We start from the raw sequence: 21,754 nt of genomic DNA, 5'->3' as shown, positions 1-21,754 counted from the left end.
GGAGATGCGACCCATGCAGAGTCTTGAAGTCACCGATCTGAAGATCACGATCCGCGGACGCACGATCGTCAAGGGGATCTCGTTCTCGGTAGACCAGGGGCAGCGCGTCTGCCTCCTGGGCCAGTCCGGCTCCGGGAAGTCGTTGACGGCGAACGCGGTGCTCGGCAACCTGCCCCGGAATGCGGTGACCGAGGGCAGCATCAGGATCAACGGCGTCGAGGTCCTCGGCGTTCCCGCGCCCAGACGCCGCAACGAGGCGCGTGTGGCGATGGTCTTCCAGGACTCCGCCGTCGCGCTCAACCCGCTGGTGCGCCTGCGCGAGCAGCTGATCGAGCCGCTCCGCCGTCATCGCAAGTTCAGCCGGTCCGACGCGCTCGCCGCGGCGATCGAGCTCGCCGACTCGGTCGGCCTGCCCGACCCGCAGAACATCGTCAACAGGTTCTCCGCCGAGCTCTCCGGCGGTCAGCGGCAGCGTGTGTGCATCGCCCTCGCGCTCGCGTGCAACACGCGCCTGATGGTGGCCGACGAGCCGACGACCGCGCTCGACGTGGTGACGCAGAAGAAGGTGCTCGATGTCCTGAAGCAGTACACGGCGGGCGCGGAGACTCCGGCGCTCCTGTTCATCACGCACGACTTCGCCGTCGCCTCTGAGCTCTGCAGCCACGCCGTGGTGCTGAAGGACGGCATCATCGAAGACCAGGGCCCGTTGCAGCGGATCTTCGAGAAGCCCGCGACTCCCTACACCGCCGAGCTCATCCGCGCGGCGCGCGCCGCGACGATCGAGCCCTATGTAGAGAAGTTCCGTGCGGAGAGCGCGGCTGCGCCCGCGGGCCGGGTCGCCGCCGCGGTCGAGGTCCTCGCCGGTGACGACGGCAAGCCGTTCTTCGACATCGCGAACGTGAGTCGTGAGTACGCCATGCCGCGTGAGCGCCCGTTCGCGGCGCGCACCTACAAGACGGCGCTCGAAGAGACCACCGTCGTGATCGGGCGGGGCGAACGCGTGGGCATCGTCGGGGTGTCGGGCTCGGGAAAGACCACGCTGCTGCGCCTGATGCTCGCCCTCGACACCACGGACACCGGCGCGGTGCTGTGCGAGGGCAAGCCGGTGCACCCGGGGGATGTCCGCAAGCTGAAGTGGTACCGCCGGAAGGTGCAGTACGTTCCCCAGGACCCCGCGTCCACGCTCGACCCGCTGATGACGGTGCAGGCTCTCGTCCGCGAGCCCCTCGTCCGCCTCGGCGTGGAGGGGGACCACGACGCGATGATCCGCGAGGCGCTCGAGTCGGTCAACCTCGACAGCAAGTTCCTCACCCGACGAGCCAGCGAGCTCTCCGGCGGCCAGGCGCAGCGGCTCGCGATCGCGCGTGCCATCGCGACACGCCCCGACTTCCTCCTCGCCGACGAGCCGGTCAGCGGGCTCGACCTGCCGATGCGCGAGGCGGTGGTCGCTCTGCTCAAGGAGATCTCCGAGACCCGCGGCACCGGCATCGCGGTCGTGTCGCACGATCTGTCGATGGTCGCGAGCCTGTGCGAGCGCACCGTCGTCATGTTCAGCGGCGCCGTCGTCGAGGACCGGCCCACGAGAGAGCTGTTGCTCGATCCGCAGCACGAGCGCACCCAGGAGCTGCTCGACTCCATACCAGACCTTCACGTCGCACCCGACGACGTCCTGCCGGTGGGGTGACCGGGCACACCGCCCCGATCGCCCCGACCGCACCAGATCCGCTCGGAAGGAACGCAAATGTCCGCCTCCACTCACGCAGTGCCGACGCTGCGCCGTGTGCAGCGTCGCAACACGCTCTCCGCGTCGTCGCGTGCGGCCCTCACCTCCGCCGTCTCCCGCGTCGTGACCATCCTGGCGATCGTCTTCCTGCTCGGCATCCTGCCGCTGCTGTCGGGTCGAGACGTCGCCTTGTCGGTCTACCGCTCGCGCTACGCCGAGGGTGAGCCGTCCCCCGCCGAGCTCGACGAGATCCGTCAAGAGCTCGGCCTGGACGGCGGGCCGCTCGGCACGTTCTTCAGCTGGTTCGGTCACGCGATCCGCGGCGACTTCGGCGTGTCGTGGACGTCGCGCAAGCCCGTGCTGCCCGAGATGCTGTCGGCGCTGGGCACGTCGCTCACGCTGATGCTCGCCTCCCTGCTCGTAGCCGTCATCATCGGCGCGCTCCTCACCATCCCGACGTTCCGACGCGGTCTCGCCGGACGGTCGGACCGTACCGGTGGCGGCCTCGCCGCAGCGTTCACAGCTCTGCCCGAGTTCCTGCTGGCCTCGCTCCTGCTCATGGTGTTCGCGGTCTGGCTGGGCTGGTTCCCGCCGTTCGGCTGGAAGGGCGTGCAGTACGTCGTGCTGCCGGCGCTGGCCATGGGTCTGCCGGCGGGTGGATTCCTCGGGCGGTTGCTCTCCGATGCGCTGGCGAGCACCTTCAGCGAGCGATGGGTGGCCACGTGGCAGGTCGCCGGCTTCTCCAAGCCGCGCATCATCGGCGCTGCGATCCGTCGGACCCTGCCGGGGGTCACCGCTCCCATGGCGCTCATCCTCGTCGGCATCACGGCCGGTGCGGTCGTCATCGAGCAGGTGTACTCCATCCCGGGCATCGGGCGGGCCACGCTCGAGGCGGCGCAGTCGCAGGATCTGCCGTCCCTGCAGATGGGCGTCATCCTGCTGATGGTGCTCGCGGTCGTCCTCGGCATCGGTGCGACGTTGCTGCGGCGCATCCTGCTCGGTCCCGCGCTGCGCTCCAACTCACTGCCCGCGGCGGTTCCCAAGACCCCCAGCTCGAAGTGGGCGCTGTTGCTGCCTGCCACGATGCTGATCATCCTGGTCGTCGTGATCGTGGCCGGTCTGCCTCGCGACCCGTTCGCCGTGGACTACGCCCGTCTGCAGCCGCCGAGCTGGGAGCTGCCGCTCGGTGCGGATGCCAGCGGCCGCGACGTGCTGGCGCGGATCTCGGCCGGAGCGATGGCGACGATCGGACTCGGCGCCGTGATCGCGGGCGTCTGTCTCGTGATCGGCCTCATCGTCGGCATGTTCCCGAATGCGGGCGCCGGCCCGATCGAGGTGACCAACGCTGCGCCGACCATCCTCGCCGGCCTGATCGTCGCGGGCATCATGGGTCCGTCCTCGGCCGGTGCCGCGATCGCCGTCACGATCGTCAGCTGGGCGCCGCTGGCCGCTCACACCGCCGCGCTCGTCTCCGAGGTGAAGGCCCAACCACACGTCAAGATCGCGCCTGTTCTCGGTGTCGGCCGGGTGCGCCTCATGCTGCGGTACGTGATGCCGGCGGTCGTCGGCCCCGTGTTCCGCCATGCCTGCCTGCGGTTGCCCGGCATCGCGCTCGCGCTCGCCGCTCTCGGCTTCCTGGGACTGGGTCCGCAGCCCCCGGCCGCCGACTGGGGCCTGGTGCTCGCCGAGGGGATGCCGTACATCGAGCGTGCGCCGCTGGTGGTGCTCGTGCCGGCTCTCGCACTGGTGGCGCTGTCGATCTTCGCGGTGTCGCTGTCCAGCCTCAGCCTCGACCTCCGCTTCATCAGGAGGAAGAAGGCCGGCGGCGGAGACGACGTCCAGCCGGCGCCGAGCACGGACCTCCTGACCGTCATCGACTCCGATCTGGAGGCGCCGACGCGAGGCATCTAGACGACACGGGATCGAGCCGGTCCTCGTGCCACCAGAGAACAAGCCGTGAGAACCACGGCGACAAGAAAGGAAGCAATGTCCGCCACACTCCCCACGCCGAAGTACATCTCGTTCGACATCTACGGAACCCTCATCGACTTCCAGATGGGCAAGACCGTGGATCGGCTGATCGGTGATCGTCTCGATGCGGACCGGCGAGAGACGTTCAAGGATCGCTTCGGCGTCAACCGATGGGACGAAGTGCTCGAGTACCGCCCATACGACGAGATCCTGGAGCGGGCGTGGCGGCGCACCTGCGAGCAGTTCGCGCTGGAGTCCGCGGACAGCGACATCGACGCCATCACCGCCTCCATCGGGGAATGGCCCGCGCACGAGGACGTGCCGGAGCCGCTCGCGCGGATGGCGGAGCACTTCCCGCTCGTCGCGCTGTCGAACGCCGACGACTCGCACCTCGCGGCGAGCATCCCGAGGCTGGGGGCACCGTTCTTCGCGGTGTACTCGGCGGAGCAGGCCGGTGCCTACAAGCCACGGCTGCGGGCATTCGAGTACATGCTCGACAAGCTCCAGGTGGCTCCGTCCGAGATCCTGCACATCTCGTCGCACCAGACCTACGACCACATCCCGATGTTCGAGCTCGGATTCACCAACAAGGTGCTGCTCGACCGTGGCTACGAGCCCGACATCCCCTGGTACGGAGCGGTTCGGATGACCTCGCTCGACGAGGTCAACCGGGCGCTCGGCATCGCCTGAGCATCCGGCTCCGGCGCCCCCCGCAGTACCCACCCGAAAGGAAATCAGAATGCGAAAAGTCATGAGGCGCAGGGCGCTGAGCGTCCTCGCAGCCGGCAGCATCGCTGCGCTCTTGCTCAGCGGCTGTGCGGGTTCGAGCAACGACGCCGGTGAGGGGGGTGACGACGCCCGAATCCGTGTCGCGAGGTCCTTCGCGCCCACGGCCGGTCTCAGCCCGTACAGCGACGACGCGACGACGCTCTCGAAGTTCGGCTCCGCCGAGACCCTCGTGCAGCTGAGCGACGACCTCGAGGCGGAGCCGCTGCTCGCCACCGACTTCGAGCAGGTGGACGACCTCACCTGGACGTTCACGCTCGGCTCGGGAGTCACCTTCCACGACGGCACCGAGATGGATGCCGCCGCGGTGAAGAACGCGCTCGACCACGCCAGCTCGGCGGCATCGCCGCCGCGCGCGTTGAAGGGCGTGAAGCTCACCGTCGAGGCGACCGCCGACGACAAGGTCACCATCAAGACCGACATCCCCGATCCGCTGCTGACCAACCGCCTGACCAGCCCGCAGCTGTCGATCTTCTCGGCCGCCGCGTACAAGGACGACGGCACCGTCGACCCGGTCGGCACCGGAACGGGACCCTTCGTGCTGACGAAGGTGGACGGCACCACCACCGCCACCTTCGACCGCTACGAGGACTACTGGGGCGACAAGGCGAAGCTCGCCGGCATCGACGTGTCGTTCGTGCCCGACGGTCAGGCGCGCGCGTCGGCCATCCGTGCGGACGAGGCCGACGTGGCGGACAACATCCCGGTCTCGCAGGCGAGCCTGCTCGATCCGGACCAGGTGTTCCAGGTCCCGACGGTCCGCTCGATGTACATCGCGCTCAACACGAAGACCGGCGCCTTCTCCGACCCGGCCGTCCGCGCCGCCGCCCGTGCGGCGATCGACCCGTCGAAGATCGTCAAGACCGTCTTCGAGGACCAGTCCGAAGCGGCAGACGGTCTGCTCAGCGGCGCCGTGCCGTGGGCGGCGGACCACCGCGGCGACACGACGTCGGCGGCGAGCCCTGCGAAGGTCTCGGGCACGGCGATCACGCTGGCCACCTACACCGATCGACCGGAGCTGCCGGAGGCCGCGGTCCAGCTGCAGAAGCAGTTGGAGGACGCCGGCTTCACCGTCACCCAGGACGTCCGCGAGTACGCCAGCATGGAGAAGGAGATCCTCGGCGGTGCCTTCGACGCGGTGGTCATGGCTCGCAACACGATGCTCGACACCGGTGACCCGCTGTCGTCGTTCTTCCAGTCGGACTTCACGTGCGAGGGCGGCTACAACGTCTCGCAGTTCTGCGACCCGAAGGTGGACGAGCTGGTCAAGAAGGGCCTGGCCCTTCCGACCGGCACCGATCGCGAGAAGGCGACGATGGACGTCGAAGCGGCGGTCCTCCAGGCCGATGCGGCCATCCCGCTCGTGTACATGTCCACGACACTCGCCGACAACGGCAAGTTCAAGGACGTCGTCCGCGACCCGCGCGAGCAGCGACTGATCACCGCTCAGACGGCTCCCGCGAAGTGACGCCGGTCTCGTCGTCGACGGGGCGCGTCCCCGTCGACGACGAGACGTCACGACACCTCTCAACCCCATACCCCCATCGATAGTTGCTTGGAGCTTCACCTGTGAAAATGCGTTCCTACTGGCTCGACACCGCCACCCCGAGTGGCGACTACACCGAGACGGAGGTACCAAAGGAGGTGGATGTCGCCGTCGTCGGCGGCGGATTCACCGGTCTGTCGACGGGCTATCACACCGCGAAGTCCGGGAGGTCGGTCGCTGTGCTCGAGGCGCGCACAGTGAACTGGGGGGCCTCCGGTCGCAACGGCGGCATGGCGACGACGGGACTTGCCATCGGGTTCCGTGACGCGCTGAAGCGCTATGGCGAACAGCGCGCCGTCTCCTACTTCAAGGAGTACAACAACGCGATCGACCTGATCGAGCAGCTGGTCACCGAGAACGCGCTCGACGTCGACTACGCCCGCGCCGGGAAGATGAACCTGGCCTGGAAGGAGTCGCACTGGGAGGGCATGCAGAAGACCGCCGAGCTGCTCAAACGCCTGGTCGGCCAGTCCGTGCACCTCGTCGATCGCGCCAACATCCGCTCCGAGGTCGGCTCGGACGTCTATCACGGTGCGATGGTCGACCCATCGGGTGCCGGAATGCACGTGGGCAAGTTCGGGCATGCGCTGGCGCGGCTCGGCATCGAGCAGGGCGCCACCATCCATGAGCACGCGGAGGTCACCGACGTGCGCAAGGTCGCCGGAGGAGCAGCGTTCGATCTGGTCACGCCACGCGGAACCGTGCGCGCGGGAAAGGTCGTCGTCGGCACCAGCGGCTATACCGGTCGGGTGTTCGGCTGGGTACAGCGACGCATCATCCCGGTGGGGAGCTTCATCGTCGTCACCGAGCCCCTGCCGCAGGAGCTCGTCGACGAGCTCCTGCCGAACAGGCGGATGGCGTCGGACAGCAAGAACTTCATCTACTACTTCCGCATCACGCCCGACAATCGGTTGCTGTTCGGCGGCCGCGCACGCTTCGCGCTGAGCGATCCGTCCTCCGACCGCAAGAGCGGCGAGATCCTCGAGAAGGCGATGCACTACGTCTTCCCGAAGCTCAGGGACGCCCGCATCGACTACATGTGGGGAGGCCTGGTCGACATCTCCATGGACCAGATGGTCCACGCCGGTGAGCACGACGGCATCTACTACTCCACCAACTACTCCGGCCACGGCGTGCAGATGGCGACCTACATGGGCAAGGTGATGAGCGAGGTCATCGACGGCCGGCCGGAGGCGAATCCGTGGCGCGATCTGCGCAACCCCTGGATCCCGGGGTACTTCGGGCAGCCGTGGCTGCACCTGCGCCTCGGCGGTGCCTACTACGGGCTGCAGGATCGGTTCAGCTGAATGGCGCCGGACTCAGCTCGGGCACACGCACTGGCCGACCTCGGCATCCCCGGCGGAGGCTACACAGGCGTCCACTGGATCACCGACGGTCTCGACCTCGTGGTCACCGACCCGGAGGACGACAGCCCGATCGCGCATGTGCACCCCGCCGACCCGCAGGAGATGTCCGACGCCGTCACCACCGTCGCGGCCGGCCTGCGCGAGCCGTGGGAGCTCTGGCAGCGCCGGGAGACACTCGAGCGCGCCTCGGCCCTGCTGCGGGATGAGCACGAGCGGATCGCCCGGATCCTCTCGGCCGAGAGCAGCAAGACGATCACCGAGGCCCGCCGCGAGGCATCCCGTGCCGCCGAGACGCTGCGTCTGTCGGCCGCGGCGGCGCCGCTGCTCGAGGGCGAGACGCTTCCGCTGAGCGACTCCGCGCGCGGCAGCGGGCGCATCGGGTGGAACCGCCGCGAGCCGCTGGGGGTGGTGGCGGCGATCACCCCGTTCAACGATCCGCTCAACCTGGTGGCGCACAAAGTCGGTCCCGGGCTCATCGCGGGCAACGCGATCGTGCTGAAGCCGGCCGCGACCACGCCCCTGTCGGCGCTCGCCCTGGTCGACGTGCTGCTGCGCGCCGGCATGCCGGCCGATCGCATGGCGGTGCTCGTGGGGACGCGGGAGGCCAGCAGCGTCCTCGTCAGCGATCCGAGGGTCGCCGCGGTGTCCTTCACCGGTGGCCCGGCCACCGGCGACGTCCTGGCGCGGCTGGCCGGGGCGCGCAAGATCCTCATGGAGCTCGGCGGCAACAACGCCGTCGTGGTCTGCGCCGACGGCGATGTCGCGGAGGCGTCGGCCGCCGTGGTCGACGGCGCCTTCGGCGTCGCCGGGCAGAACTGCCTGTCGGTCCAGCGCGTGTTCGCGCACGAGTCGGTGTACGACGAGCTCGTGTCTCGCGTGGTCGACGGCGCCGAGAGGCTGCGGGTCGGCTCCAAGCGCGACGCCGAGACGGATGTGGGGCCGCTCATCACCGAGCGCGAGGCGCGGCGCGTCGAGGACTGGGTGCACGAGGCCGTGGCGTCCGGCGCCGTCGTCCGGGCCGGCGGGACGCGGCGCGGCGCCTTCTACGATCCGACGGTGCTCGTCGACGTGCCCGAGGACGCGCGGGTCATGCGCGAGGAGGTGTTCGGGCCGGTGGTGTCGATCATGAGCTTCACCGACCTCGACGAGGCGCTGGGACGAGTGGACGACACCGAGTTCGGGATGCAGGCGGGCGTCTACACGTCGTCGCTGGAGACGGCGCTGCACGCCGCGGAGCGACTGCATGTGGGCAGCGTGCTGATCAACGACACCAGTGATTTCCGCATCGATGCGATGCCGTTCGGCGGCCCCAAGCGCTCCGGCGTGGGTCGTGAAGGGGTGGCCAGCGCCGTCCGTGAGCTCAGTGAGCCGAAGAACGTCATCATCAACCGCGCTGCCATCGGCTGAGCTCCCGGCATCTTCTCGTATCTGGTTGATCATGTATCAAAGCATGCTAATATCTTCGCATGCACGAAGATTCTCAGAGCTCTCTGGATGTGGACAGCCCGTACGTGGACCTGGCCGTCGAGGTGTTCTCGATGCTCGCCGACCCGACGCGGGTGCGCATCGTCCTCGCGTTGAATGCCGGCGAGCTGTCGGTGAACCATCTTGCGGACATCGTCGACAAGGCCCCGGCGACCGTGTCGCAGCATCTCTCGAAGCTGCGCTGGGCGCGCATCGTGCTCAGCCGACAGGAGGGCACGCGTGTGTTCTACCGGTTGGCCAACGAGCACGTGCGCGGGCTGGTCGTCGATGCCATCTACCAGGCCGAGCACTCCCTCGGGAACGTGCCGCCCCATCACCGCCAGCAGCCGGCGACGGCGCAGGGCGGAATCGACGCCGCATAGCGCACCGCACACCAACGAAGGAGACAGCGCCTTGAGCAATCCCGCCACGCACCCTCACCCTCACGAGGGCGCGCACGACCACCCGCACCCGCACGAGGGCGGGCACGAGCACCCGCACCCGCACGAGGGCGGGCACGACCACCCGCACCCTCACGGCGGTCATGGGCACGGCCACGGGGACCACGGCCATGGCCACGGGGACCACGGCCATGGGCACGGCCATGGCGATCACGGGCACGAGCACCCGACCGGCATCAAGGGCTTCTTCTACGGGTTGTTCGTGCCGCACTCGCACGACGCCGCCGACTCGATCGACGACGCGATGGAGGCGAGCAGGACCGGCATCCGTACCGTGATCATCAGCATGATCCTGCTCGTGCTGACCACCGTCTTCCAGGCGATCGTGGTCTACTTCAGCGGCTCGGTGGCGCTGCTCGCCGACACGATCCACAACCTGTCCGACGGGATGACGGCGGTGCCGCTGTGGATCGCGTTCGTTCTCGGCCGACGCGCGGCGACGCGCAAGTTCAACTACGGCTACCACCGGGCGGAGGACCTCGCCGGCCTGTTCATCGTGCTGATGATCCTCCTCTCCGCCGTCGTCGCGCTGTGGCAGTCGATCGACCGCTTCATCCACCCGCAACCGCTCGAGAACATCTCCTGGGTGATCGCGGCCGGTGTGATCGGGTTCATCGGAAACGAAGTGGTCGCGGTCTACCGCATCCGTGCCGGACGCCGCATCGGGTCGGCGGCGCTCGTCGCCGACGGCATCCACGCCCGCACCGACGGCTTCACCTCGCTCGCGGTCGTCGGCGGCGGCCTGGGCGTGCTGCTCGGCTTCCCGCTCGCCGACCCCATCGTGGGCGTGCTGATCTCCCTCGCGATCTTCGTGCTGCTGATCGGGACGATCAAGTCCGTTGGGCGTCGACTCCTGGACGGCATCGAGCCGGGCCTGATGGACGAGGCGGAGCACGCTCTGACCCACGTCGCCAACATCGAGAAGGTGGAGCAGATCCGGCTGCGCTGGATCGGGCACCGCCTCGAGGGCGACGCGCTGCTGCGCATCCCGGCGGTGTCGGCGGCCGAGGCGGATCAGATCGCGAACGACGCCGAGGCCGCGGTGCGCGGCCACCTGAAGAACCTCGACATCATGAACGTCAGGACCCGCGTGGCCGAGCCCGTGGGGAGCGCGTCGCGCTGACGGCGGAGAGGGGCGGGAGGCGATTCGATCGCCTCCCGCCCCTCTCGCGTGCGCGTCTCTCGGACGGCTGGCTGCATCGTCCGGGCAGTACGGTTAGCCCAGCACCTCGTCGAGCGTGTCGCTCAGGGCCGCGAGGCCGAAGGCGATCTCGTCGGCGCTCACCACGAGCGGTGGGATCAGTCGCACCACGTTGGCGCGCGTGCCGCACGTGAGGGTGAGCAGGCGATGACCCACCGCGGCGGTCTGCACGGCGCTCGCGATCTCGGGGGCTGCCTCACCGTCGGCGCCGACGAACTCCAGTGCCCGCATCAAACCCAGGCCGCGCGCGTCGCCGATGCTCGGGAACCGCTGCTGCAGCTCCTGCAGGCCGGTGTGCAGCAGAGCGCCCATCGCCTCGGAGTTCGCGACGAGCTCCTCGTCGCGAACGACATCGAGGGTCGCCACGGCCGCCGCCGCCGCGACGGCGTTGCCGCCGTAGGTGCCGCCCTGCGATCCGGGCCAGCCGCGCGACATCAGCTCGCGAGAGGCGGCGATCGCGCTGATCGGGAAGCCGCTGGCGATGCCCTTCGCGGTGATCAGGATGTCGGGCGTCACCGACGAGTGCTGGTGGCCCCAGAAGCGCCCGGTGCGACCGACGCCCGTCTGCACCTCGTCGAGGATGAGGAGGATGCCGTGCCGATCGGCGCGCTCGCGCAGTCCGGCGAGGAACCGTGCCGGAGTCGGCACGTAGCCGCCGTCGCCGAGAGCGGGCTCGATGATGAACGCCGCGGTGTCGGCGGGGCTGCTCGTCGTCTGCAGCAGGAAGTCGAGCTCGCGCAGTGCGAAGTCGATCGCCGTGTCCTCGTCCCAGCCGTAGCGGAACGCTGCGGGAAACGGTGCGATGTGCACGCCCGCCATGAGCGGCGCGAACCCGGAACGGAACTTCGTTCCCGCCGTCGTGAGCGACGCGGCGGCGACAGTACGACCGTGGAACCCGCCCTGGAAGGCGATGAGGTTCGGGCGCCCCGTCGCCATGCGCGCGAGCCGCAGCGAGGCCTCCACCGCCTCCGAGCCGGAGTTGGCGTAGAAGACGCTGTCGAGACCCTCGGGCAGCACGTCGCCGAGGCGCTCGGTGAGCTCGAGGAGCGGCTTGTGCATGACCGTCGTGTACTGGGCATGGATGATCTTGCCGACCTGTTCGCGTGCCGCCGCCACGACGCGAGGGTGGCAGTGCCCCGTGCTCGTCACGCCGATGCCGGTCGTGAAATCGAGGTAGTCGACGCCGTCGGTCGCGGTGATCCATGCGCCGCGCGCGTGCTCGACGACGATCGGGGTGGCCTGCATGAGCAGTGGGCTGAGTTGTGCCATCGAGACTCTCCGGGTCGGTTGTTACTGCCCAGAATATCAGGATTGTCGATTGTCGACAATTAGTGACGGGTCGGGGGTGCGCCCGCGTGCGAGCGCACCCCCGATCGCTCAGCCTTGCCCGAGCAGCTGCCTCATCTCGGTGATCTCCGACTGCTGGGTCGCGATGATCTCCTCGGCGAGCGTGCGCACGTCGGGGCTCTTCCCGTTCTTCAGGACGCTCTGCGCCATCTCGATCGCACCGTCGTGGTGCTCGATCATCTGCTCCAGGAACAGGCGAGAGGCGGTGGCGCCGTCGGCGTCCTCGAGGGCGGTCATGTCGTCGTGCGACATCATGCCGTCGTCCATGCCGCCGTGACCCATGTCGCCCATGTCCTCGCTGGGCATCGAGGCGCCCCGCGCGGCGAGCCAGCCCTTCATGAGCTCGATCTCGGGGCCCTGCGCGTCCTTGATCCGCTGGGCGAGGTCGGCGACCGCGGGGTCGACATCCTCCTTCGCGAGGAGCACGTCGCTCATCTCGATCGCCTGCTCATGGTGCGGGATCATCATCACCGTGAACATCTCGTCGGCCATGTTGAAGTCGGCCGCCTCGGAGCTGGCGGTCTGAGATGCCGACGGTGCCGGACCGGCGTCGGTCGCGGTGCAGCCGGTCAGCAGCAGTGCGGTGGTGCCCACCGCGGCCGTGAGCAGCAGCATCCGCGTGCGGCGTGTGGGAGTGTCATTGATGGACATGTCGTGTTCTCTTTCGTTCGTTCGTCGGTGAGTGTGTGCGCCCATGGGCGCGTGCGGCGTCCCGGCGATGCGGCCGGGCGCTACGGACTCACGTGCGACTGATCGAGAGCTTCGTCAACGAGGGCGGGTCGGCGCCCGTGGTGCGCACGGCGACCACGGCGCGCTCCCGCACGAGCGGGCGTTCCGGCTCGGAGAGCGCGGGCGGGGCGGCCACGACGGTGACGGGGGAGGGCGGCGCCATGCTGCACCCCGACATGTGCCCGGCGGCGTCGTCGACGCACGCGGGGCAGTCGTGACTCGCGTGCGGAGCGCTGGGCGGGGCGGACGCCGCCGCCTGCGCGGCCGGGTGCCCGGCGGCGGGTGCTGCGCCATGGGGGACGTGCGAGGCCGCCGAGGCCTGCGGCACGGCGGCCGGAGTGGGCGCTGGTCCGACGGCGTGCATGCCCACGAGCCCCGCGATCACGAGGAGCGCGACCGCCGTGGACAGCAGGGCTCGCTGCAGCGGGCCTCGCGCCTCCCGCTGGAGTGGCATCCGCTCACCGCCCTTCGTCCTCCGTCCAGTATACCCCCATGGGGTATCAAGCGCGAGGGGTGGACGGGTGGGTTCGGAGTGGGCGCGGGAAGCGCGTCAGGACCGGACGAGGCGGGCGATGGCGTCGGTGGCCTCTTTGATCTTGAGCCCGCCGTCCTCGGCATCGAGCTTCGCCGCGTCGAGCACGCAGTGCGTGAGGTGATCGTCGAGCAGGCCGACGGCGACGGCCCGCAGCGCGCTCGTGAGGGCGCTGATCTGGGTGAGGATGTCGATGCAGTACTGCTCCTCGTCGACCATCCGGGAGATCCCGCGCGCCTGCCCCTCGATGCGCTTGAGCCGGTTCAGGTACTTCTCCTTGTCGGTGATGTATCCGTGGTGGTGGTGCTCCGCGGTCTCGGGCATGGCGAACCCCTCTCGTGCTACCCGTTCAGGATCGCACGCGTGCTGGCCTCCGGGCGCAGGTCGATGCGTCGCAGCAGCTGCGCGTTGAGCGCGACCACCACCGTCGACAGCGACATCAGGATGGCGCCGACCGACATCGGGAGCACGAAGCCGACCGGGGCGAGCACGCCCGCCGCCAACGGCACCGAGACGAGGTTGTAGCCGGCGGCCCACCACAGGTTCTGCTTCATCTTGCGGTAGGCGGCGCGGGAGAGCTCGATCACCGACAGCACCGACCGCGGGTCGGAGCTGGCGAGGATGACACCCGCCGAGGCGATCGCGACATCCGTGCCGGCGCCGATCGCGATGCCGACGTCGGCCTGGGCGAGAGCGGGCGCGTCGTTGACGCCGTCGCCCACCATGGCGACCTTCTTGCCCTCCTGCTGCAGCTGAGCCACCTTCGCGGACTTGTCCTCGGGCCGCACCCCGGCGAAGACGCGATCGATGCCCAGCTCGCGGCCGACCGCCGTGGCGACGGCCTCCGCATCGCCGGTGATCATGACCACCTCGACGCCGAGCCGGTGCAGCGCGTCGACGGCCTCACGCGACTCGGGGCGGATCTCGTCGGCGAGCTTGAGACCGCCGATCACCCGTCCGTCGGCGACGACGTGCAGGATGATCGCGCCCTCCGAGCGCCACTCGTCGGCGCTCGCGGTCTCGCCCGCGCCGACCTCTTCGAGCAGACGCGGTCCGCCCACGCGGATCTCGCGGTCGCCGACCGTGGCGGTGACGCCGACGGCGGGGGATGACGAGAAGCCCGTCGCGGAGGCCAGGGCGAGGCCCTTCTCCTGCGCAGCACGGACGATCGCCTTGGCGAGCGGGTGCTCGCTGTCGGCCTCGGCGGCGGCGGCCACGGCCAGCACCTCGTCGGCGTCGGCGTCGCCCGCGGGCTCGACGGCGGTGACCGTGGGCTCGCCCTTGGTGAGGGTGCCGGTCTTGTCGAACAGCACGGCGTTCACCGTGCGCATGCTCTCGAGCGCGAGCCGGTCCTTCACCAGCACGCCGCCGCGCGCGGCCCGCTCGGTGGCGATCGACACCACGAGCGGGATCGCCAGGCCGAGCGCGTGCGGGCACGCGATCACCAGCACCGTGATGCTGCGGATGACGGCCGAGTCGGGGTCGCCGACGAGCGTCCACACGACGGCGGTGATCGCCGCCGCGATCAGGGCGAACCAGAAGAGCAGGGCCGCGGCCCGGTCGGCGATCCGCTGTGCGCGCGACGACGAGCTCTGCGCCTCGGTCACGAGCCGCTGGATGCCGGCGAGCATCGTGTCGTCGCCGGCCGCCGTGATCTCCACGCGCAGCCCCGAGTCCGTGGCGACGGTGCCGGCGGTGACGTCGTCGCCGACGGTGCGCGCGACGGGGCGCGACTCGCCGGTGACCATCGACTCGTCCATGTCGGCCCGGCCGCCGACGATCCTGCCGTCCGCGGGCACGCTGCCGCCGGGCCGCACGACGACGACGTCGCCGACGCGCAGGTCGGCCGGTGACACGGTGACGATCCGGTCGCCCTCCACGCGCTCCGCCTCGTCGGGCAGCAGGGCGGCGAGGGAGTCGAGGGCGGACGTGGTCTGCGCGAGCGAGCGCATCTCGATCCAGTGGCCGAGCAGCATGATCACGATCAGCAGCGCCAGCTCCCACCAGAACTCCAGCTCGTGGTGCAGCAGGCCGAGGGTCGCCCCCCAGGAGGCGAAGAACGCGACCGTGATGGCGAGGCCGATCAGCAGCATCATCCCGGGCCTGCGCGAGCGGAGCTCGCCGATCGCGCCGGCGAGGAACGGCCAGCCGCCCCAGACGTACATCACCGTGCCGAGCGCGGGCGAGACGTACCGCGCCCAGGCGGGCACGTCGTAGCCGAAGAGCATCGAGAACATCGGCGAGAAGGCCACGACGGGGACGGCGATGACGAGGTTGATCCAGAAGAGCCGGCGGAACTGGCCGACGTGATCGCCGTGACCGGCGTGGCCCATGTGGCCGCCGTGGGCGTCATGCCCGGCGTGTCCCATGGGTCCGTCGTGTCCCGCGTGAGAGCCGTGCCCTGCGTGCCCCGCGGGTGCGCCGTGGTCAGCGTGGGTGTCGTGCCCGCCGTGCCCGTCGTGAGCGTCGTGCTGGCCGTGACCGTGGCCGCTGTGGTCGTGCTGGCCGTGGTCGTGGCTGCCGTGCTCGTGCGCGTGCTGGTCGTGCGCGTGCTGGTCGTGCTCGTGCTCGTGCTGGCCGTGGTCATGCCCGCCGTGGTCGTGGGTGTGCGGGTGGGTGTGCTCGTGTGGCTCGGTCATCGTCTGGTCTCGCTCTGCGGTCGGTGCAGCCGGTCCATCCACGAGAACACGGCGGGCACGGCGTCTAGTCCCGACGCACCGTGCGGCACGCCGTCGCGCTCGTGCACCACGACGAGCGGGTCGGTCGAGACGAGCGTGCCGTCCGCCCCGGTGCGCCCCACCGCGGCGACGACGGAGCCGTGGATGTTCGCGGTGTACGGACTGCGCGGCAGGTAGGGGCCGGGATCGGCGGAGAGGCCGAGATCGTGCAGCAGGGTGCGGGCGGCGTGCTCGCCCTGGGCCGCGGCGTCGGCCCAGTGGTCGATGCGCCAGGGGGCGGATCCGTCGTCGTGGTGGACGGCGACGCCGCCGGCGGCATAGACGCCGGCGACGGGCGCGCGGAGCCGGGTGTCGGTGACGACGCCGTCGGTGAACGGGGTGGGGGCGGCCGGCGTCGTGCCGTGCCCGACGATCGCGAGGTCGGCGCGCAGCGAGGTGCCGTCGTCCAGCCCCACGATCAGCTCGTCGCCCTCGAGGGCGAAGGAGGTCGGGGTGCGCCCGAACCGGGTCGTCACCGTCTGCCGGTGGTGCTCGGCGAGGCGGGTCGCGACCGCGACGCCGAATGCGGAGGCGCCGGGGAGGTCGGCGCGTGCGACCAGCGTGACGCGATGCCCGCGTTCGTGCAGGAGCGAGGCGGTCTCGGCGGCTACCAGGCCCGCCCCGAGCACGACGACGCGCGCCGACTCGCGGGTCGCCAGCATGTCGCGCACTCTCACCGCGTCGTCGAGGGAGTGCAGAGTGGTCAGCCGGCCGACGGCGACGGCGGCGGCGGCGCCGGGCACGGCGTCGCCGATCCGGCGCGGCGCGCTGCCGGTGGCCACGAGCAGGGCGTCGTACGGAAGCGTCGCACCGGACTCGAGGGCGACCAGCCGCGCCTCGGGGTCGATCCGCTCTGCCGAGTCGCTGCGGACGACGAAGCCGGGGACGGCGGCCTGATCGGGCCGCAGCAGCCCGATCGCGACGCCCTTGTTGACGAGCGTGCGATTGTACGGGGCCTCGGCGGTGCGGCCCACCAGCGCGACCTCGACACCGTCGGCTGCCGCGAGCGCGCGGGCGGCGGCGGTGCCGGCCGCGCCGGCCCCCAGGATGACGACGTGGGTGGGCATCGGGTGTGTCCTCCGGGAAGGGTCGTTCAGGAACGGACGAGTCGGGCGATGGCCTCGGATGCCTCGGCGATCTTCTGGTGCGCGAGCGGGCCGCCGGTGGCAGCGGCATCCAGAACGCAGTGCGCGAGGTGGTCGTCGAGCAGGCCGAGGGCGACGGTCTCGAGCGCCTTCGTGGCGGCCGAGATCTGGGTGAGGACGTCGATGCAGTAGCGCTCGTCCTCCACCATGCGGCTGATGCCGCGCACCTGGCCCTCGATGCGACTCAGCCGCTTCAGGACGCGCTCCTTGTCGTTGATGTACCCGTGGGTGCTGCCGCCGTCGGCGGGGCAGACCTCGGTCTCGATCTCGGCGATGGTCATCTCGATCTCCGTTCCAGAAGGCTCGGGGGCCGGCGACGATGTCGACGACCCCCGAAGCGGATCACGCCGCGTCGGCGTACTTGTCGGGGTCGGCGTCCCAGAGCGGGCCGCAGGCGGCGCAGCAGAACCAGTAGCGCTTGCCCTTGTAGTCGCGGAACAGGCCCTGGGCCTCGGCGACGCTCTTGACGACGGGGCTGCCCACCATCACCGGGCACATGGCGACGTCGTCGCCCGAGGCGGATGCCGTGGGAGCCGCGTGGTGGTGGCCGTGGTCGCCGTGACCGTGGTCACCGTGACCATGGCCGTGGCCGTCATGGCCGTGCCCGTGGTCCCCGTGGTCGCCGTGACCGTGGCTGCCGTGGCCGTGGTCATGGCCGTGCGATTCGGTCGCCGGCGCCTCGGCGTGGCACGACGCCGCAGCGGGCTCGGCCGATGCCTCGGTGCTGCAGCACGACGCCGCGGCCGGCGCGGCCGATGCCTCGGCGCCGCAGCACGACGACGCGCTGTCGCCGGAGGCCGTCGTGCTGCAACAGCCGGCGGACTCGGCCAGCGGCAACTCGGTGCGCTCAGTGGTCGCTTCGGTGCTCATCTCTTGTTCTCCTTGGTTGTGTGCGAGTGAGTTGTAGGCGGATACGGATCAGGCCGTGATGCTCTTGAAGCCGCGCAGGCGCAGGCTGTTGCCGACGACGAACACGCTGGACAGGGCCATCGCGGCACCGGCGAGCATCGGGTTGAGCAGTCCCAGGGCCGCGACCGGGATGGCCGCGGAGTTGTAGGCGAACGCCCAGAACAGGTTGGTCTTGATGGTGCCGAGCGTCTTGCGCGACAACCGGATCGCATCGACCGCGCTGCGCAGGTCGCCGCGGACCAGGGTGATGTCGGACGCCTCGATCGCGACGTCGGTGCCCGTGCCCATCGCGAGGCCCAGATCCGCCTGAGCCAGCGCGGGGGCGTCGTTGACGCCGTCGCCGACCATCGCGACGACCTTGCCCTCGCTCTGCAGCCGCTTGACGACGTCCACCTTGTCCTTCGGCAGCACCTCGGCGTACACCTGGTCGATGCCGACCTCGGCGGCGATCTGGCGGGCCACGGCCTCGTTGTCGCCGGTGAGCAGCACCGGGGTGAGTCCGAGGGCGCGCAGCTCGCGGATGGCCTCCGCGCTGGTGGGCTTGACGGTGTCGGCGATCACGAGGATGCCGCGGGCCAGGCCGTCCCAGCCGACCGCGACGACGGTCTTGCCCTCGCTCTCGGCCTGCGCCTTGGCGGCGGAGACCGCGGGGCTGAGGTGCTGCGACCAGTCGGCCAGCAGCGACTCTCGGCCGACCAGCACGGCGTGCCCGTCGACGATGCCCTGCACGCCCTTGCCCTCGATGTTCGCGAAGTCCTCCGGCACGACGAGCGGACCGGTCTCCTGCGCGGCAGCCTTGGCGACGGCCTGTGCGATGGGGTGCTCGGAGGCATCCTCCAGCGCACCGGCCAGGCGCAGCAGCTCGTCGCGCTCGGTGCCGGGCTCGGCGATCACGTCGACGAGTGTCATCTTGCCGCTGGTGACCGTCCCGGTCTTGTCCAGGACGACGGTGTCGACCTTGCGCGTCGACTCCAGCACCTCGGGTCCCTTGATGAGGATGCCCATCTGGGCGCCGCGACCGGTGCCGACCAGCAGCGCGGTGGGCGTGGCCAGCCCGAGGGCGCACGGGCACGCGATGACGAGCACCGCGACGGCGGCGGTGAACGCGGCCGAGACCGGGAACCCGGCGCCCAGCCAGCCGCCGAGCGCGATGATCGCGATCATGATGGCGATCGGCACGAAGACGCCGGAGATCTGGTCGGCGAGGCGCTGCACCTCGGCCTTGCCGGTCTGCGCGTCCTCGACGAGCTTCGCCATCTGAGCGAGCTGGGTGTCGGAGCCGACCCGCGTGGCGCGCACGACCAGGCGGCCGCCCGCGTTGACCGTGGCGCCGGTCACCGGGTCGCCCTCGCCCACCTCGACGGGCACCGACTCGCCGGTGAGCATGGAGGCGTCGACCGCCGACGTGCCGGACACGACGACGCCGTCGGTCGCGATCTTCTCGCCGGGGCGCACGACGAACTCGTCGCCCACCTGCAGCTCCTCGACCGGGATCTTGGTCTCGACGCCGCCGCGCAGCACCGACACCTCTTTCGCGCCGAGCTCGAGCAGGGCACGGAGGGCGGCGCCGGCCTGACGCTTCGAGCGCTTCTCGAAGTAGCGGCCGGCGAGGATGAACGTGGTGACGCCCGCGCCCACCTCGAGGTAGATGTTCGCCGCGCCGTCGGAGGGGGCGAGCGTGAACTCGAAGGGGTGGGTCATGCCGGGAACCCCGGCCGTGCCGAAGAACAGCGCGTACAGCGACCACAGGAACGCGGCGGTGGTGCCCATCGAGATGAGCGTGTCCATCGTGGCGGTGCCGTGGCGCAGGTTCATCCACGCGGCGCGGTGGAACGGCCAGGCCCCCCATACGATCACCGGCGCGGCCAGCGCGAGCGACGCCCACTGCCAGTAGGTGAACTGCAGCGCCGGCACCATCGCCATCGCGATGACCGGCACGGTCAGCACGATCGAGACGCGCAGGCGGTCGCGCAGCGAGGTCAGCTCGGGATCGGCGTCCTCATCGCCGGATGCCGCGGCATCCCGCTCCGGCTTCTTCGGCGCCGGCAGGGCCGCCGTGTAGCCGGTCTTCTCGACCTCGGCGATCAGCAGCTTCGGGTCGTAGCCGTCGGGAACGGTGACCTTCGCCTTCTCGGTGGCGTAGTTCACCGTCGCGGCGACGCCGTCGAGCTTGTTCAGCTTGCGCTCGATGCGGTTGGCGCAGGAGGCGCAGGTCATCCCTCCGATCTCCAGCTCGTAGCTCGGGCCCGAGGTGGCGGGCACGGATGTGCTCATCAGAATCCTTGTCTGTGTCGACCCGACCCGCAGGTCAGTGGTCGTCGTCCGTCTTCGAATCGTCGTGGGTGTCGCCGCCCGTGCCGTCGCCGGAGACGGCGTCGAGCACGAACTCGGCGGTGCGCACCTGGCCGTCGACCTGGAAGTCGAGGTACAGGAGGTAGCGGCCGGCGGTGGGCGCCTCGGCGCCGAACCGGATCTCCGGGCCGCCCGCGTCGCCCGCCTTCGGCTCGTCGCCGAGGGGGTGCACGTGCAGGTAGGCGAGGTCGCCGTCACGCAGCGTCACCAGGTGCCCGAACGCCCCGAGGTAGGGCTGCAGGGTCGTGACCGGGGCGCCGTCGCGGCTCACGGTGATCGTGAGGTCGCTGGTCGAGCCCGCCACGAGAGTGCCCTCGATCGAGACGTCGAACCCGTCCACCTCGTCGCTCGTCGACGTGTGCGTCGCCGGCTCGGGCGTCACCTCGCCGCCGATCTCGACCGCACGAGTGAGCGTCACCTTGTCGGGGCCGCCCTTCACGTCGGGCACGAAGTCGGCGTAGACCCGGTAGGTGCCCGCGGCGTCCCACGCCCACGGGACGGACCACGTGCCGCTCTCGGCGTCGAACGTCGGGTGCACGTGCCGGAAGCGCGTGCCGTCGGTGCGGACGACGATCAGGTGCAGGTCTTTGTCGTGCTCGGTCTTGAAGGCGGTGAGGGGCTCGCCGTCGGCCTCCAGGATGCGGAAGCCCAGCGTGCCCTGCTCGCCGACCGTGGTCGGGCCCTCGACCGGCGACAGCGCGTAGCCGTAGGCCGACAGCGACAGTCCGGGCAGTCCCTCCTTGGCGGGGGCCTCGCTCTCCATGTCGGCGTGCTCGCCGCCCTGCTGGGCGCGGTCCGTCCAGTCGGCGACCGCGCTCTGGGGGACGACGGCGGCAGCCACGCCGAACGCGGCCGCGAACGCCACCGCCAGCCCCGCGCCGTAGAGCCCCAGTCGTCCCGCAGCGTTCATCAGACGCGCACCGCCGAGTAGCCGGCCTCGTCGACGGCGGCGAGCACGTCGGCGTCGTCGATGTCGCTCGAGGCGGTCACGACCAGCTTGCCGGTCTGCGCGCTCACCTGGATGTCCTCGACACCGGCGATCTCGCCGACCTCTTCGCGGATCGACATCTCGCAGTGTCCGCAGGTCATCCCCGTCACCTGGTACTCAGTCGTTGCCATGGCCTTCTTCCCTTCGCTCGGATACCCCTCAGGGGTACGCTATCCCATAACGTCGATACCCGGTAGGGGTATTCCCGTCGTCGCCGCGGACTCATCGCCCGGACCCTCGGGGCGCCCCGCGCCCCGTGGTCGCGCGCCGCGCGGACGCCGGCGTGCACGCGCGCGGTCAGGCCGCCACCTCGACCTGGCCGACGGCCAGGAGCTGCGGCTCACGCAGAGCCGCAGCCACGACCCGACCGCGCGGCCGGCCGGTCGCCGAACGGACTAGTGGGTGGCGGCGTACTGGGCGACGGTGTCGGTGCGGAACGCCTCGGCGACCTGCGCGAGTCCGTCCCAGTCGGGAAGGACGATCGACTGCCCGTCCTCCGAGGTGCCCGTCCCGAGG

At 70.4% G+C, this 21,754-nt stretch carries 19 protein-coding genes; 8 read left to right on the top strand and 11 right to left on the bottom strand.

Annotation, left to right across the window (positions count from 1 at the left end; genetic code table 11):
* Positions 1-13: 13 nt before the first annotated feature.
* The 8 genes from WML84_RS02125 to WML84_RS02090 all read left to right on the top strand — a co-directional run bounded on the left by WML84_RS02125 (position 14) and on the right by WML84_RS02090 (position 10,441).
* Positions 14-1,684 (top strand): ABC transporter ATP-binding protein, encoded by a 1,671-nt coding sequence (locus WML84_RS02125; protein WP_347344513.1) that lies wholly within the window; start codon positions 14-16, stop codon positions 1,682-1,684.
* Between the two features lie 57 nt (positions 1,685-1,741).
* Positions 1,742-3,634: an ABC transporter permease subunit gene (locus WML84_RS02120; RefSeq protein ID WP_347344512.1), complete on the top strand. Its 1,893-nt coding sequence runs from the start codon at positions 1,742-1,744 to the stop codon at positions 3,632-3,634.
* 75 nt (positions 3,635-3,709) lie between these two features.
* Positions 3,710-4,384 carry a haloacid dehalogenase type II gene (locus WML84_RS02115; RefSeq protein WP_347344511.1) on the top strand — a complete coding sequence of 225 codons (675 nt, stop codon included), beginning with the start codon at positions 3,710-3,712 and terminating at the stop codon, positions 4,382-4,384.
* A 61-nt stretch (positions 4,385-4,445) separates the two neighbouring features.
* Complete coding sequence (locus WML84_RS02110) at positions 4,446-5,948, top strand: ABC transporter substrate-binding protein (RefSeq protein WP_347344510.1); 1,503 nt, start codon at positions 4,446-4,448, stop codon at positions 5,946-5,948.
* 107 nt (positions 5,949-6,055) lie between these two features.
* Positions 6,056-7,333 carry an FAD-binding oxidoreductase gene (locus tag WML84_RS02105; protein WP_347344509.1) on the top strand — a complete coding sequence of 426 codons (1,278 nt, stop codon included), beginning with the start codon at positions 6,056-6,058 and terminating at the stop codon, positions 7,331-7,333.
* Entirely contained in the window at positions 7,334-8,800 is a 1,467-nt protein-coding gene (locus WML84_RS02100; RefSeq protein WP_347344508.1) for an aldehyde dehydrogenase family protein, read from the top strand. It begins immediately after the preceding gene.
* 59 nt (positions 8,801-8,859) lie between these two features.
* Positions 8,860-9,240 (top strand): metalloregulator ArsR/SmtB family transcription factor, encoded by a 381-nt coding sequence (locus WML84_RS02095; protein ID WP_347344507.1) that lies wholly within the window; start codon positions 8,860-8,862, stop codon positions 9,238-9,240.
* A gap of 31 nt (positions 9,241-9,271) precedes the next feature.
* The gene (locus tag WML84_RS02090; RefSeq protein WP_347344506.1) at positions 9,272-10,441 is read left to right on the top strand and encodes a cation diffusion facilitator family transporter; all 1,170 of its coding nucleotides are present in this window, start codon (positions 9,272-9,274) and stop codon (positions 10,439-10,441) included.
* Positions 10,442-10,534: 93 nt separating this feature from the next.
* Here WML84_RS02090 and WML84_RS02085 read toward each other — a convergent pair whose 3' ends face one another.
* From WML84_RS02085 to WML84_RS02035, 11 genes are all read right to left on the bottom strand, one after another.
* On the bottom strand, positions 10,535-11,788 hold the full coding sequence (locus WML84_RS02085; RefSeq protein WP_347344505.1) for an aminotransferase class III-fold pyridoxal phosphate-dependent enzyme: 1,254 nt from the start codon (positions 11,786-11,788) through the stop codon (positions 10,535-10,537).
* A gap of 108 nt (positions 11,789-11,896) precedes the next feature.
* Positions 11,897-12,517 carry a DUF305 domain-containing protein gene (locus WML84_RS02080; protein ID WP_347344504.1) on the bottom strand — a complete coding sequence of 207 codons (621 nt, stop codon included), beginning with the start codon at positions 12,515-12,517 and terminating at the stop codon, positions 11,897-11,899.
* 88 nt (positions 12,518-12,605) lie between these two features.
* Positions 12,606-13,049: a DUF6153 family protein gene (locus WML84_RS02075; protein WP_347344503.1), complete on the bottom strand. Its 444-nt coding sequence runs from the start codon at positions 13,047-13,049 to the stop codon at positions 12,606-12,608.
* Positions 13,050-13,145: 96 nt separating this feature from the next.
* The gene (locus tag WML84_RS02070; RefSeq protein ID WP_347344502.1) at positions 13,146-13,451 is read right to left on the bottom strand and encodes a metal-sensitive transcriptional regulator; all 306 of its coding nucleotides are present in this window, start codon (positions 13,449-13,451) and stop codon (positions 13,146-13,148) included.
* Positions 13,452-13,468: 17 nt separating this feature from the next.
* Positions 13,469-15,496, bottom strand: coding sequence for a heavy metal translocating P-type ATPase (locus tag WML84_RS02065; protein ID WP_347344525.1), 2,028 nt, complete (start codon positions 15,494-15,496; stop codon positions 13,469-13,471).
* A gap of 266 nt (positions 15,497-15,762) precedes the next feature.
* Positions 15,763-16,911 carry an FAD-dependent oxidoreductase gene (locus WML84_RS02060; protein ID WP_347344501.1) on the bottom strand — a complete coding sequence of 383 codons (1,149 nt, stop codon included), beginning with the start codon at positions 16,909-16,911 and terminating at the stop codon, positions 15,763-15,765.
* A gap of 26 nt (positions 16,912-16,937) precedes the next feature.
* Positions 16,938-17,270, bottom strand: a complete 333-nt coding sequence (locus tag WML84_RS02055; protein WP_347344500.1) for a metal-sensitive transcriptional regulator — start codon at positions 17,268-17,270, stop codon at positions 16,938-16,940.
* A gap of 61 nt (positions 17,271-17,331) precedes the next feature.
* Entirely contained in the window at positions 17,332-17,859 is a 528-nt protein-coding gene (locus WML84_RS02050) for a hypothetical protein (RefSeq protein ID WP_347344499.1), read from the bottom strand.
* 48 nt (positions 17,860-17,907) lie between these two features.
* Positions 17,908-20,172, bottom strand: coding sequence for a heavy metal translocating P-type ATPase (locus tag WML84_RS02045; RefSeq protein WP_347344498.1), 2,265 nt, complete (start codon positions 20,170-20,172; stop codon positions 17,908-17,910).
* Between the two features lie 34 nt (positions 20,173-20,206).
* Entirely contained in the window at positions 20,207-21,160 is a 954-nt protein-coding gene (locus WML84_RS02040) for a heavy-metal-associated domain-containing protein (protein ID WP_347344497.1), read from the bottom strand.
* Entirely contained in the window at positions 21,160-21,369 is a 210-nt protein-coding gene (locus tag WML84_RS02035; protein WP_347344496.1) for a heavy-metal-associated domain-containing protein, read from the bottom strand. Before WML84_RS02035 ends, WML84_RS02040 begins: the two co-directional genes overlap by 1 nt.
* Positions 21,370-21,754: the final 385 nt, after the last annotated feature.

The organism is Microbacterium sp., assembly GCF_039812165.1.
In the GTDB taxonomy this organism is placed as follows: domain Bacteria; phylum Actinomycetota; class Actinomycetes; order Actinomycetales; family Microbacteriaceae; genus Microbacterium.
This window is presented reverse-complemented; position numbering and strand designations above follow the sequence as displayed.